Genomic DNA, 12,814 nt, shown 5'->3' with positions numbered 1-12,814 from the left:
AAATGTTACAGCCTAAAAGAACAAAATTTCGTAAGCAACAAAAAGGACGGATGAAAGGTCTTTCTCAAAGAGGAAACCAACTTTCAAATGGAACTTTTGGAATAAAAGTATTAGATTCAACGTTTTTGACATCACGTCAAATTGAAGCAGCGCGTATTGCCGCTACACGTTTCATGAAAAGAGAAGGGCAACTTTGGATTAAAGTATTTCCAGACAAGCCTATTACAAAAAAGCCTCTTGAAGTACGTATGGGTAAAGGTAAAGGTGCAGTTGAGTACTGGGTTGCGGTATGTAAGCCAGGTAGAATAGTTTTTGAAATTGGAGGTGTACCTCTAGATGTTGCAAAAGAAGCATTACGCTTAGCAGCACAAAAACTACCAGTTAAAACTAAGTTTTTAATCGCTAGAGATTACGAAGCATAATTTATTTGATATTATGAAACAATCAGAAATTAAAGAATTATCTGTAGCTGAGTTACAAGATAAACTTGGTGAAACAAAAAAGAGTTATTCAGACCTAAAATTGGCTCATGCAATATCTCCTTTAGAAAATCCAATTCAATTACGTTCTATAAGAAGAACTGTAGCTAGAATTGCGACTGAATTAACTAAAAGAGAATTACAATAATTCTGCTGAAAGATGGAAACAAGAAATTTAAGAAAAGAACGTATAGGAGTTGTTACTAGTAACAAAATGCAAAAATCAATAGTTGTTGCAGAGGTTAAAAAAGTAAAACATCCTATGTATGGTAAGTTCGTGTTGAAAACGAAAAAATACGTTGCACACGACGAGACAAACGATTGTAACATTGGAGATACTGTAAAGATCATGGAAACAAGACCTTTAAGTAAATCTAAATGTTGGAGATTAGTAGAAATCCTAGAAAGAGCTAAATAATTATGTTACAACAAGAATCAAGAATAAAAGTAGCAGACAATACTGGAGCAAAAGAGGTTTTAGTTATCCGTGTTTTAGGAGGAACTAAAAGAAGATATGCTTCTGTAGGAGATAAGATAGTTGTTTCGGTTAAAGATGCAACGCCTAATGGAAACATTAAGAAAAAAGCAGTTTCTACAGCAGTTGTTGTACGTACTAAGAAAGAAGTAAGAAGACCAGACGGATCTTATATAAGATTTGATGATAATGCTTGTGTTTTATTAAACCCAACGGGTGAAATGAGAGGAACACGTGTATTTGGTCCTGTTGCTAGAGAGCTTCGTGATAAACAATTCATGAAGATTGTATCATTAGCACCAGAAGTGCTTTAATACATTATAACTAAGATGACAAAGCTTAAAATAAAAACTGGAGATACTGTAAAAGTAATTGCTGGAGACCATAAAGGATCTGAAGGTAAAGTACAAAAGGTATTAATAGCTAAGAACAAGGCGATTGTAGAGGGTGTAAACATGGTTAAGAAACATACTAAACCAAGTGCACAAAACCCTCAAGGCGGAATCGTAGAGAAAGAAGCTGCTATTCATATATCTAACTTATCGTTGTTAACTTCAAAAGGAGAAACAACAAGAATTGGATTTAGAGTAGAAGGCGATAAAAAAGTAAGATTTTCAACAAAATCTAATGAAGTAATATAGTTATGGCATATTCACCTAGACTTAAAGAAGAGTATAAAAGCAGAGTAATTGCAGCTCTTACAGACGAATTTGGTTATAAAAATGTAATGCAAGTGCCTAAACTTACTAAGATAGTAATATCTAAAGGTGTTGGAGCAGCCGTTGCAGACAAAAAGTTAATCGACTACGCAGTAGAAGAAGTAACTACTATATCTGGACAAAAAGCGATAGCTACATTATCTAAAAAGGATGTTGCAACATTTAAATTACGTAAAGGAATGCCAATTGGTGTTAAAGTAACTTTACGTGGTGAAAGAATGTATGAGTTTTTAGATCGTTTAGTAACATCTGCACTTCCACGTGTAAGAGATTTTAACGGCATTAGAGCTACAGGATTTGATGGTAGGGGTAACTACAATTTAGGAGTTACCGAACAAATTATATTCCCAGAAATAAACATTGATAAAGTGAACAAAATTTCTGGTATGGATATTACATTTGTAACAACTGCAGATACTGATAAAGAAGCAAAATCATTATTAACCGAATTAGGATTACCTTTTCAAAAGAACTAAGATATGGCTAAAGAATCAATGAAAGCCCGTGAGGTAAAAAGAGCAAAAACAGTAGCAAAGTATGCTGAAAAACGTAAAGCTTTAAAAGAAGCTGGAGATTATGAAGCATTACAAAAGTTACCAAAAAATGCATCTCCAGTTCGTATGCATAATAGATGTAAATTAACAGGAAGACCAAAAGGATACATGAGAACTTTCGGAATTTCTCGTGTAACTTTTAGAGAAATGGCTAATCAAGGGCTTATCCCTGGAGTAAGAAAAGCTAGTTGGTAATATTATTTAAATAATCAGGTTTAAGGTTCGAAATAGTTCGAAAACCAATACCACAAAATCAATTCATTATGTACTCAGATCCAATTGCGGATTATTTGACAAGAATTAGAAACGCAGTGCGTGCCAACCACAGAGTGGTTGAGATTCCTGCTTCTAATTTGAAAAAAGACATCACTAAAATATTATTCGAACAAGGATATATTTTAAGTTACAAATTTGATGATTCGTCTGTACAAGGTTCTATTAAAATAGCGCTTAAATACAACAAAGAAACAAAGGAACCAGTAATTAAAAAACTTCAAAGAATTAGTACACCAGGTTTACGTAAGTATGCTGGTTCTAATGATTTACCTAGAATCTTAAATGGACTTGGTATTGCTATTGTTTCAACTTCTCACGGAGTGATGACAGGCAAACAAGCTAAAAGAGATAATGTTGGCGGGGAAGTTTTATGTTACGTTTACTAATTTAAAGCCAGAAAGAAATGTCAAGAATAGGAAATAATCCAGTAGCCATTCCAGAAGGTGTAACAGTTGATGTTAAAGATAGCGTTGTTACTGTAAAAGGGAAATTAGGAGAGTTAACACAAAATTACGATTCTATAGAAATTAAAGTTGAAGACGGTAGCGTTTGGGTTACACGTTCTTCAGATACTAAAGATCAAAAAGCTAAACACGGTTTGTACAGATCTTTAATGCACAATATGATTGAAGGTGTATCTAAAGGATGGACTAAAGAATTAGAATTGGTAGGTGTAGGTTATAGAGCAGCAAACCAAGGACAAAAATTAGATTTAGCTTTAGGATTTTCTCATAATATTATTTTGAACATTGCTCCAGAAGTAAAAGTGGAGACTGTATCAGAAAAGGGGAAAAATCCAATTATAAAATTAACATCATTCGATAAACAACTTGTTGGTCAAGTAGCAGCAAAAATTCGTGGTTTTAGAAGACCAGAACCTTATAAAGGTAAAGGGATTAAGTTTGTTGGTGAGATACTAAGAAGAAAAGCAGGTAAATCAGCTTAATAATTAAGTTATGGCATTGACAAAGAACGAAAGAAGACTAAGAATAAAAAACAGAATCCGTAAGGTTGTTTCTGGTACAGAAGCAAGACCTAGATTAGCTGTTTATAGAAGTAATAAAGAAATTTATGCTCAGATAGTTGATGATGTAACTGGTAAAACTATCAGTGCAGCATCTTCAAGAGATAAAGGTGTAAGTACTGCGAAAGCAACTAAATCAGAAGTAGCTAAGTTAGTAGGTAAATCACTTGCTGAAAAAGCTTTAAAAGCTGGTGTGGAAACAATCTCTTTTGATAGAGGTGGTTATTTATATCACGGTAGAGTTAAATCATTAGCTGAAGGAGCTAGAGAAGCAGGACTTAAATTCTAAGAAATTATGTTTAAAAAATATAAAAGTGCAGAATTAGTAAAACCAGGTGGATTAGATCTTAAAGATCGTTTAGTTGGGGTACAAAGAGTTACAAAAGTAACTAAAGGTGGTAGAGCATTTGGTTTCTCAGCAATTGTAGTAGTTGGTGATGAAGCAGGTGTTGTAGGACAAGGTTTAGGGAAATCTAAAGACGTTGCTAGTGCTATTGCAAAAGCTGTTGAAGATGCTAAGAAAAACCTAGTTAGAATTCCTATTATAAAAGGAACATTGCCACATGAGCAAAAAGGTAAATATGGTGGGGCTAGAGTAAACATTATTCCTGCTGCTCCTGGTACAGGTGTAATTGCTGGTGGTGCTGTTAGAACAGTGCTTGAGGCAGTTGGTGTACATGATGTATTATCAAAATCTCAAGGGTCTTCAAACCCTCACAATGTGGTAAAAGCAACATTTGATGCTTTACTTCAATTAAGAGATGCGAATGCCATTGCTCAGGATAGAGGTATTTCACTTGAACAAGTTTTTAACGCTTAACAAAGACAGAGATGGCAAAAATTAAAGTAAAAAAAGTTAAAAGCGCAATCAATCGTACGCAAAGACAAAAAAGAACTTTAGAAGCTCTAGGTCTTAAAAAGATTGGTCAAGTAATAGAGCATGAGGCTACACCAAATATTCTTGGTATGGTTGCTAAAGTTTCACATTTAGTTTCTGTAGAAGAAGCTTAAAAATATAAACTGAAAATGGATTTAAGTAATTTAAAACCTGCAGAAGGTTCAGTAAAAAACCAAGGGAAAAGAATAGGTAGAGGACAAGGTTCTGGTAAAGGTGGTACGGCAACTCGTGGTCACAAAGGAGCTAAATCGCGTTCTGGTTATTCTAAGAAACTAGGATTTGAAGGCGGGCAAATGCCTCTTCAAAGACGTGTTCCTAAATTTGGTTTTACTAACATTAACCGTATTGAGTATCAAGGAATTAATTTGGATACCTTGCAACAATTGGTTGATGATAAGAAAATAAAAGATGCAGTAGATTTTGAAACATTATTTGCAAACCGTTTAGCTGGAAAAAATGATCTAGTTAAAATAATGGGACGTGGAGAGTTAAAAGCAAAATTAAAAGTATCTGCTCATAAGTTTACTGCTTCAGCAAAAGCTGCTATAGAAGCTGCTGGAGGAGAAGCTGTAACTATATAAGACTTTTTATAAGTATGAAATTTATAGAATCAATAAAGAATGTTTGGAAAATAGAAGAGCTAAGAAATAGAATCATAGTTACACTTGGTCTATTATTGGTTTATCGTTTTGGTGCTCAAGTAGTATTACCAGGTATAGATGCATCTCAATTAGGTGGTTTAGCAGAAAAAACAGACAGTGGTTTGTTAGGTTTGCTTAATGCTTTTACTGGAGGAGCATTTGCTAACGCTTCGGTATTCGCGCTAGGTATCATGCCTTACATTTCTGCTTCTATTGTTGTACAGTTAATGGGTATTGCTATCCCTTATTTGCAAAAATTGCAAAAAGAGGGTGCTAGTGGGCAGAAGAAAATCAATCAGATTACACGTTGGTTAACCATCGCAATCTGTTTACTTCAGGCTCCAGGTTATTTAGCAAGCTTACCAGCTTTAGGAATTCCTTCAACAGCATTCTTATTGGGTACAGGACCTTTATTTTATTTCTCTTCAGTTTCTATATTAGTAACGGGCTGTATTTTCGCAATGTGGTTAGGAGAGAAGATTACTGATAAAGGTATTGGTAATGGTATTTCATTATTAATTATGGTTGGTATCATTGCAACATTACCTCAAGCATTTTTACAAAATGCAGCGACTAGATTAGAAGGTGGTGGAAACGGTGGTTTAATGATGGTATTAATAGAATTTGTTATCTGGTTTGTTATTATTTTAGCGTCAATTATGTTAGTCATGGGGGTTAGGAAAATAGCCGTGCAATATGCAAGAAGAACTGCTACTGGTGGTTATGAAAAAAGCGCTATGGCAGGATCAAGACAGTATATTCCATTAAAGCTTAATGCTTCTGGAGTTATGCCAATTATATTTGCTCAGGCTATTATGTTTGTTCCAAGTTTAATAGGTGGGTCTGCTTTCTTAAAAGAAACAGCTGCTGGGGCTTGGATGCAAACGAACTATTCTGATATGTTTGGGTTTTGGTATAATCTAACATTTGCTTTATTAATTATAGTATTTACATACTTTTATACTGCAATTACAGTACCTACCAATAAAATGGCAGACGATTTAAAACGTAGTGGTGGTTTTATCCCTGGTATTCGTCCAGGTTCTGAAACATCTGAATATTTAGATAAAATAATGTCTCAAATAACCTTACCAGGTTCTATATTTTTAGCGCTTATTGCTGTGTTCCCTGCGTTTATTGTTAAACTGATGGGTGTGCAACAAGGATGGGCTTTATTTTTCGGAGGAACCTCATTATTAATTATGGTTGGAGTTGCAATTGACACTATGCAACAAATAAATTCTTATTTGTTAAATAGACACTATGATGGTTTGATGAAAACTGGTAAAAATAGAAAAGCAGTAGCTTAATTATTATACTATGGCAAAACAAGCAGCAATAGAACAAGACGGAACTATTATAGAAGCATTATCCAATGCTATGTTTCGTGTAGAATTAGAAAATGGTCACATTGTGACGGCACATATCTCTGGTAAAATGCGTATGCATTACATTAAATTATTACCGGGAGACAAAGTAAAACTAGAAATGAGTCCTTATGATTTAACTAAGGCTCGAATAACTTATAGATACTAACAAGATGAAAGTAAGAGCATCCGTTAAAAAGAGAAGCGCAGATTGTAAAATTGTGCGTAGAAAAGGCAGACTTTACGTGATAAACAAAAAGAATCCTAGATTTAAACAAAGACAAGGGTAAATTATGGCAAGAATTGCAGGTGTAGACATACCAAAAAACAAAAGAGGAGTTATTTCTTTAACTTATATCTATGGAATAGGTAGAAGTAGAGCAAAAGAAATTTTAGCTGAAGCTAAAGTAGACGAAAGTACAAAAGTTCAAGATTGGACCGATGACCAAATTAGCGGTATTCGTGAAGCTGTTGGTACTTTTACTATCGAAGGTGAATTACGTTCTGAAACACAATTAAACATTAAGCGATTAATGGATATTGGGTGTTACAGAGGTATTCGTCACAGATCGGGTCTTCCTTTAAGAGGGCAACGTACTAAAAACAACTCTAGAACCAGAAAAGGTAGAAGAAAAACCGTTGCTAATAAGAAAAAAGCAACTAAGTAATAATTAGAAATATTTAGTCTTTAGTATTTAGACGTTGGAAGGAATCTGTTTGAAATTACGGTTTAGGATTCTAGCGACTATCACTGAAACTGAGCACTAGAAAATATGGCAAAAACAAGCACAAAAAAACGTAAAGTTATAGTTGATGCTGTTGGAGAAGCGCATGTAACAGCTTCTTTTAACAATATCATTATTTCACTTACCAACAAAAAAGGAGACGTGATTTCATGGTCTTCAGCTGGTAAAATGGGATTTAGAGGTTCTAAGAAAAATACACCTTATGCTGCTCAATTAGCTGCTGAAGATGCTGCGGGAGTAGCTGTTGAAGCTGGATTGAAGAAAGTAAAGGTTTATGTTAAAGGGCCGGGTAATGGTAGAGAATCTGCTATTCGTTCTATCCACAATGCTGGAATTGAAGTCACTGAGATTATCGATGTTACTCCATTACCACATAATGGATGTCGTCCTCCAAAACGTAGAAGAGTCTAAATAAATTTACGATTGTAGATTTACGATTTTCGAATAGTTTGATTCGTCTTGAGTAACTCAAAATCGTCACAAAAAATTAATATCATCTGAACCTCAGATGGTATTAATTTTTTGTGTAAATTTGCAGACTGAAAAAAATAATTAACAAGTATTAACGAGAGATCAACGATTATCGAAGGATAAGATTAAGACCTTAATTCATAATCACTCTCAAAACAAATTTAAAATGGCAAGATATACTGGTCCTAAAACTAAAATAGCACGTAAATTTGGCGAAGCTATCTTCGGAGAAGACAAATCTTTCGAAAAAAGAAATTACCCTCCTGGACAACACGGAAACGCAAGACGTCGTGGAAAAAAATCTGAATACGCAATCCAATTAATGGAAAAACAAAAAGCTAAATATACTTATGGTATTTTAGAGCGTCAATTTAGAGGTCTATTTAAAAAGGCAAGAGCTGCTCAAGGTATTACAGGTGAAGTTTTATTACAACTTTGCGAATCTAGATTAGATAATGTAGTATTTAGAATGGGTATTGCTCCAACAAGAAGTGGTGCTAGACAATTAGTATCTCACAGACACATTACGGTAAACGGGGAATTAGTAAATATCCCTTCTTACTCTTTAAAAGCTGGAGATGTTGTTGCTGTTCGAGAAAAGTCAAAATCACTTGAAGCTATCGAAAGATCACTTTCAAACTCAAGTCAAGTTTACGAATGGATTACTTGGAATACGGATACGAAACAAGGAACTTACGTTTCTATTCCTGCTAGAATTCAAATTCCAGAAAACATAAACGAGCAATTCATAGTCGAATTATATTCTAAATAATAAATTATTCATATTGGTATTTGGCCAAAGGATTTATTAGTCTTCTTCAAACTTTTAGATCGCGCAACTAAATAACAATTAAAACGAAGAAAAATATGGCAGTTTTTAATTTTCAAAAACCAGACAAAGTAATCATGATTGATTCTACTGATTTCGAAGGTAAATTCGAATTCAGACCATTAGAACCTGGTTACGGTCTTACAGTAGGAAACGCTTTAAGAAGAGTACTTTTGTCTTCTTTAGAGGGATTTGCAATCACATCGGTTAGAATTGAAGGTGTAGATCATGAATTTTCAGCAATTGCTGGTGTAGTTGAAGATGTTACAGAAATCATCTTAAACTTAAAACAAGTTCGTTTTAAAAGACAAATTGAAGATATTGATAACGAATCAATTTCAATTTCAATTTCTGGTCAAGATCGTATCACAGCTGGAGATTTCCAAAAATTTATTTCAGGATTCCAAGTATTAAATACAGAATTAGTTATCTGTAACTTAGATCCTAAAGTTAATTTCAATATGGAAATTACAATTGAAAAAGGTAGAGGATATGTACCTGCAGAAGAAAACAAAAAAGCTTCAGCACCAATAGGAACTATCTTTACAGATTCAATTTACACACCAATAAAAAACGTTAAGTATAGTATTGAAAACTATCGTGTTGAGCAAAAAACGGATTATGAAAAATTAGTTTTTGAAATCATTACTGATGGATCAATTACTCCGCAAGACGCTTTAACTGAAGGTGCTAAAACATTAATTCACCACTTCATGTTATTCTCTGATGAGCGTATCACTTTAGAAGCTGATGAAATTGCACAAACTGAAACTTATGACGAAGAATCTCTTCATATGCGTCAGTTGCTTAAAACGAAGTTAATCGATATGGATTTATCTGTTCGTGCACTTAACTGTTTAAAAGCTGCAGAAGTTGATACTTTAGGAGATTTAGTATCATTCAACAAAAACGATTTAATGAAATTCAGAAACTTTGGTAAGAAGTCTTTAACTGAGCTTGAAGAGCTTGTAAATGTTAAAGGACTAAATTTCGGAATGGATTTAAGCAAATATAAATTAGATAAAGATTAATTAATCATATTTTGCTCCTCGATTTACGAGTTTGGTAGCAAGATGATAAAACAAATGTCATGAGACACGGAAAAAAAGTAAACCACTTAGGTAGGCAAACAGCTCACAGAAAAGCAATGTTAGCAAATATGGCTTGTTCATTAATAGAACATAAGCGCATTAACACAACAGTTGCTAAAGCAAAAGCTCTAAAACAATTTGTAGAGCCTATGATTACTAAGTCTAAAGAAGATACAACACATAACAGACGTATTGTGATGGCTCGACTAAGACAAAAAGATGTAGTAGCTGAATTATTTAGAGATGTAGCTGCTAAAGTAGCTGATAGACCGGGAGGATATACTAGAATTATAAAACTAGGAAATCGTTTAGGGGATAATGCAGATATGGCTATGATTGAGCTTGTAGATTACAATGAAATCTATAATGCAGATAAAGCTAAGAAGAAAACAACTAGAAGAAGCAGAAGAGGAGGTTCTAAACCTGCTGCTGTTGCTCCAGTTGAAACTAAAGCATCTAACGAAGAAGAATAATGTTAATAAGCATTTAATATATTAAGGATAAACTATTTTAGTTTATCCTTTTTTTTGTGCAATTTTGTAAAACCTTGTTCCCGCGCAGGCGGGAATCTCATAAAGATTATAATGAAATATCAAAAAAGACAACAAGCCATCGTACTTCTAGCAGATGGTACTATTTTTTACGGTAAAGCAGTAGGTAATAAACAAGGAACTTCATTTGGCGAAGTGTGTTTTAATACGGGAATGACTGGCTACCAAGAGATTTTTACAGACCCATCTTATTATGGTCAATTAATGGTTGCAACCAATGCACATATTGGAAACTATGGAGTAAATAATGATGAAGTAGAATCTGATTCCATAAAAATTGCTGGACTGATCGTGAAAAACTTTAGCTATGAGTACTCTAGAGATAATGCAGACGGTTCGTTAGAAGATTTTCTAGAAGAAAATAATTTATTAGCAATTTCGGATGTAGATACTAGAGCATTGGTAAGCTACATTAGAGATCATGGTGCTATGAATGCCGTAATTTCTACAGAAGTTGATAATATTGAAGGTTTAAAAAAACAATTGGCTGATGTGCCAAATATGGAAGGTTTAGAGTTAGCTTCACAAGTTTCTACTAAGGAGCCTTATTGTTTTGGTGATGAGAATGCCACGTATAAAGTTGCCGCTTTAGATATTGGAATTAAAAAGAACATTCTTAGAAACATAGCAAAAAGAGACGCTTACATAAAAGTGTTTCCATACAATGCCAAGTTTGAAGACCTAGAAGCATTTAAACCTGACGGATACTTTTTATCAAACGGACCTGGAGATCCAGAACCTCTAGTTGAAGCTCAAGAAGTTGCGAAAGAGATTATAAAAAGGAATTTGCCATTATTTGGTATTTGCCTGGGCCATCAAGTAATTGCACGTGCAAATGGTGTTTCTACATATAAAATGCATAATGGTCATAGAGGAATTAATCATCCAGTAAAAAACATGATTACTGGTAAAGGTGAAATTACTTCTCAGAATCATGGTTTTGCTGTAAATAGAGAAGAGGCAGAAGCAAATCCAGATTTAGAGGTAACACATGTGCATTTAAACGATCATACTGTGGCAGGTTTAGCTATGAAAAGCAAGAATTGTTTCTCGGTTCAGTACCATCCTGAAGCTAGCCCAGGACCACATGATTCATCATATCTTTTTGATCAATTTATTGAAAACATCAAGAAATAAAAATTAATAAAAACTTCAATTATAATCGACTATTTATGAAGTTTTTTTACTAAAACGTTATAGATGCTATTTTGTCAATTTCTTCAAAAACATCTCACAAAAAACAAGATTTAACCGTAAATTTGAAATAATTTAAAAGATTTAAAATAAACCAATTATGAGTATAATAATTAACGTTCACGCAAGACAAATTCTAGATTCAAGAGGAAATCCAACCGTTGAAGTAGATGTAGTAACAGAAAACAACATATTAGGTAGAGCTGCTGTACCATCAGGAGCATCAACAGGAGAACATGAAGCTGTTGAATTGCGTGATGGTGGAAATACTTATATGGGAAAAGGTGTTTTAAAAGCAGTAGAAAATGTAAATACTACTATTGCAGAAGAATTGTTAGGGGTTTCTGTTTTTGAACAAAACCTTATTGATAAAATAATGATTGATTTAGATGGTACGCCAAATAAATCAAAATTGGGAGCTAATGCTATTTTAGGTGTTTCTTTAGCGGTTGCTAAAGCTGCGGCCAATGAATTGAACATGCCATTATACAGATATGTAGGCGGGGTTTCTGCTAATACGCTTCCAGTACCAATGATGAACATCATAAATGGTGGTTCTCACAGTGATGCGCCAATTGCGTTTCAAGAGTTTATGATTATGCCAGTTAAGGCTAAAAATTTCACGCATGCCATGCAAATGGGTACTGAAATTTTTCATAACCTTAAAAAAGTATTACATGATAGAGATTTAAGTACAGCTGTAGGTGATGAAGGAGGGTTTGCTCCAAACTTAGCAGGCGGAACAGAAGATGCTCTAGATACTATAGCTAAAGCAGTTGCTAATGCGGGATATAAATTTGGTGATGAAGTTAAAATCGCTTTAGATTGTGCTTCTGCTGAATTCTATGAAAATGGAACATACGATTATAAGAAATTTGAAGGTGATACAGGTGTTGTAAGAACAAGTAAAGAACAAGCTGAATATTTAGCTGAATTAGCAGCTAAATACCCAATCATTTCTATTGAAGACGGAATGGATGAAAACGACTGGGAAGGTTGGGCTTATTTAACTGAATTGATAGGAGATAAAGTACAGTTAGTTGGTGATGATTTATTCGTAACTAATGTAGAGCGTTTATCAAGAGGTATTGAAGAAGGTATTGCCAATTCAATCCTAATTAAAGTAAACCAAATTGGGTCTCTAACTGAAACTATTGCTGCGGTTAATATGGCTAAAAATGCTGGTTATACCTCTGTAATGTCTCACCGTTCTGGAGAAACTGAAGATAATACTATTGCAGATTTAGCGGTAGCATTAAACTGTGGTCAAATAAAGACTGGTTCTGCATCTCGTAGTGATCGTATGGCAAAATACAACCAGTTACTTCGTATTGAAGAAGAGCTTGGAGAAGTTGCTTATTTTCCACAAGAAAATGCATTTAAAATAAAATAAGAAACATTTTAGTTTTAAAAAAAAAGCGATTATTTTTCAATAATCGCTTTTTTTTGGCGTCAATTTCAATAATTCTTAAATGTACGAAATCGTTATAGATAATCTT

The 12,814-nt window shown here is 33.9% G+C and carries 23 protein-coding genes; all 23 read left to right on the top strand.

Going from position 1 to position 12,814, the window contains the following annotated elements; all coding sequences use genetic code 11:
* The first annotated feature begins 2 nt into the window (after positions 1-2).
* The gene (rplP, locus tag ABD935_RS11370; protein ID WP_345192169.1) at positions 3-422 is read left to right on the top strand and encodes a 50S ribosomal protein L16; all 420 of its coding nucleotides are present in this window, start codon (positions 3-5) and stop codon (positions 420-422) included.
* Positions 423-435: 13 nt separating this feature from the next.
* The gene (gene rpmC, locus ABD935_RS11365; RefSeq protein WP_298555381.1) at positions 436-627 is read left to right on the top strand and encodes a 50S ribosomal protein L29; all 192 of its coding nucleotides are present in this window, start codon (positions 436-438) and stop codon (positions 625-627) included.
* 12 nt (positions 628-639) lie between these two features.
* Positions 640-897, top strand: coding sequence for a 30S ribosomal protein S17 (rpsQ, locus tag ABD935_RS11360; RefSeq protein WP_019386276.1), 258 nt, complete (start codon positions 640-642; stop codon positions 895-897).
* Positions 898-899: 2 nt separating this feature from the next.
* Positions 900-1,268, top strand: a complete 369-nt coding sequence (rplN, locus tag ABD935_RS11355) for a 50S ribosomal protein L14 (protein WP_069831953.1) — start codon at positions 900-902, stop codon at positions 1,266-1,268.
* A 15-nt stretch (positions 1,269-1,283) separates the two neighbouring features.
* Positions 1,284-1,595, top strand: coding sequence for a 50S ribosomal protein L24 (gene rplX / locus ABD935_RS11350; RefSeq protein ID WP_345192167.1), 312 nt, complete (start codon positions 1,284-1,286; stop codon positions 1,593-1,595).
* A 2-nt stretch (positions 1,596-1,597) separates the two neighbouring features.
* On the top strand, positions 1,598-2,149 hold the full coding sequence (rplE, locus tag ABD935_RS11345; protein WP_345192166.1) for a 50S ribosomal protein L5: 552 nt from the start codon (positions 1,598-1,600) through the stop codon (positions 2,147-2,149).
* A 3-nt stretch (positions 2,150-2,152) separates the two neighbouring features.
* Positions 2,153-2,422: a 30S ribosomal protein S14 gene (rpsN, locus tag ABD935_RS11340; RefSeq protein ID WP_034043320.1), complete on the top strand. Its 270-nt coding sequence runs from the start codon at positions 2,153-2,155 to the stop codon at positions 2,420-2,422.
* A gap of 68 nt (positions 2,423-2,490) precedes the next feature.
* Positions 2,491-2,889 (top strand): 30S ribosomal protein S8, encoded by a 399-nt coding sequence (gene rpsH, locus ABD935_RS11335; protein ID WP_345192165.1) that lies wholly within the window; start codon positions 2,491-2,493, stop codon positions 2,887-2,889.
* A 17-nt stretch (positions 2,890-2,906) separates the two neighbouring features.
* Positions 2,907-3,449 carry a 50S ribosomal protein L6 gene (gene rplF, locus ABD935_RS11330; protein ID WP_345192164.1) on the top strand — a complete coding sequence of 181 codons (543 nt, stop codon included), beginning with the start codon at positions 2,907-2,909 and terminating at the stop codon, positions 3,447-3,449.
* A gap of 10 nt (positions 3,450-3,459) precedes the next feature.
* A complete protein-coding gene (gene rplR, locus ABD935_RS11325) occupies positions 3,460-3,816 on the top strand; it encodes a 50S ribosomal protein L18 (protein ID WP_345192163.1) in 357 nt (118 codons plus the stop codon).
* A 6-nt stretch (positions 3,817-3,822) separates the two neighbouring features.
* Positions 3,823-4,347 carry a 30S ribosomal protein S5 gene (gene rpsE / locus ABD935_RS11320; protein WP_345192161.1) on the top strand — a complete coding sequence of 175 codons (525 nt, stop codon included), beginning with the start codon at positions 3,823-3,825 and terminating at the stop codon, positions 4,345-4,347.
* 11 nt (positions 4,348-4,358) lie between these two features.
* Positions 4,359-4,538 (top strand): 50S ribosomal protein L30, encoded by a 180-nt coding sequence (rpmD, locus tag ABD935_RS11315; RefSeq protein WP_345192160.1) that lies wholly within the window; start codon positions 4,359-4,361, stop codon positions 4,536-4,538.
* A gap of 15 nt (positions 4,539-4,553) precedes the next feature.
* Complete coding sequence (gene rplO / locus ABD935_RS11310; RefSeq protein ID WP_345192158.1) at positions 4,554-5,006, top strand: 50S ribosomal protein L15; 453 nt, start codon at positions 4,554-4,556, stop codon at positions 5,004-5,006.
* Positions 5,007-5,020: 14 nt separating this feature from the next.
* Positions 5,021-6,376: a preprotein translocase subunit SecY gene (secY, locus tag ABD935_RS11305; protein WP_345192157.1), complete on the top strand. Its 1,356-nt coding sequence runs from the start codon at positions 5,021-5,023 to the stop codon at positions 6,374-6,376.
* A gap of 10 nt (positions 6,377-6,386) precedes the next feature.
* Positions 6,387-6,602: a translation initiation factor IF-1 gene (gene infA, locus ABD935_RS11300; protein ID WP_007094967.1), complete on the top strand. Its 216-nt coding sequence runs from the start codon at positions 6,387-6,389 to the stop codon at positions 6,600-6,602.
* A 4-nt stretch (positions 6,603-6,606) separates the two neighbouring features.
* On the top strand, positions 6,607-6,723 hold the full coding sequence (gene ykgO, locus ABD935_RS11295) for a type B 50S ribosomal protein L36 (protein ID WP_013305171.1): 117 nt from the start codon (positions 6,607-6,609) through the stop codon (positions 6,721-6,723).
* 3 nt (positions 6,724-6,726) lie between these two features.
* Positions 6,727-7,101 carry a 30S ribosomal protein S13 gene (gene rpsM / locus ABD935_RS11290; protein ID WP_194766089.1) on the top strand — a complete coding sequence of 125 codons (375 nt, stop codon included), beginning with the start codon at positions 6,727-6,729 and terminating at the stop codon, positions 7,099-7,101.
* Positions 7,102-7,206: 105 nt separating this feature from the next.
* On the top strand, positions 7,207-7,590 hold the full coding sequence (gene rpsK, locus ABD935_RS11285) for a 30S ribosomal protein S11 (RefSeq protein ID WP_345192155.1): 384 nt from the start codon (positions 7,207-7,209) through the stop codon (positions 7,588-7,590).
* A gap of 226 nt (positions 7,591-7,816) precedes the next feature.
* Positions 7,817-8,422, top strand: coding sequence for a 30S ribosomal protein S4 (gene rpsD, locus ABD935_RS11280; RefSeq protein ID WP_345192154.1), 606 nt, complete (start codon positions 7,817-7,819; stop codon positions 8,420-8,422).
* A 95-nt stretch (positions 8,423-8,517) separates the two neighbouring features.
* Complete coding sequence (locus ABD935_RS11275; protein ID WP_298555360.1) at positions 8,518-9,510, top strand: DNA-directed RNA polymerase subunit alpha; 993 nt, start codon at positions 8,518-8,520, stop codon at positions 9,508-9,510.
* A 59-nt stretch (positions 9,511-9,569) separates the two neighbouring features.
* Entirely contained in the window at positions 9,570-10,043 is a 474-nt protein-coding gene (rplQ, locus tag ABD935_RS11270; protein ID WP_345192149.1) for a 50S ribosomal protein L17, read from the top strand.
* 111 nt (positions 10,044-10,154) lie between these two features.
* Positions 10,155-11,258 (top strand): glutamine-hydrolyzing carbamoyl-phosphate synthase small subunit, encoded by a 1,104-nt coding sequence (carA, locus tag ABD935_RS11265; protein ID WP_345192148.1) that lies wholly within the window; start codon positions 10,155-10,157, stop codon positions 11,256-11,258.
* A 157-nt stretch (positions 11,259-11,415) separates the two neighbouring features.
* Entirely contained in the window at positions 11,416-12,708 is a 1,293-nt protein-coding gene (gene eno / locus ABD935_RS11260) for a phosphopyruvate hydratase (RefSeq protein ID WP_345192147.1), read from the top strand.
* Positions 12,709-12,814 lie beyond the last annotated feature (106 nt).

Source organism: Algibacter agarivorans, from assembly GCF_039543245.1.
GTDB classification, from domain to species: domain Bacteria; phylum Bacteroidota; class Bacteroidia; order Flavobacteriales; family Flavobacteriaceae; genus Algibacter_G; species Algibacter_G agarivorans.
This window is presented reverse-complemented; position numbering and strand designations above follow the sequence as displayed.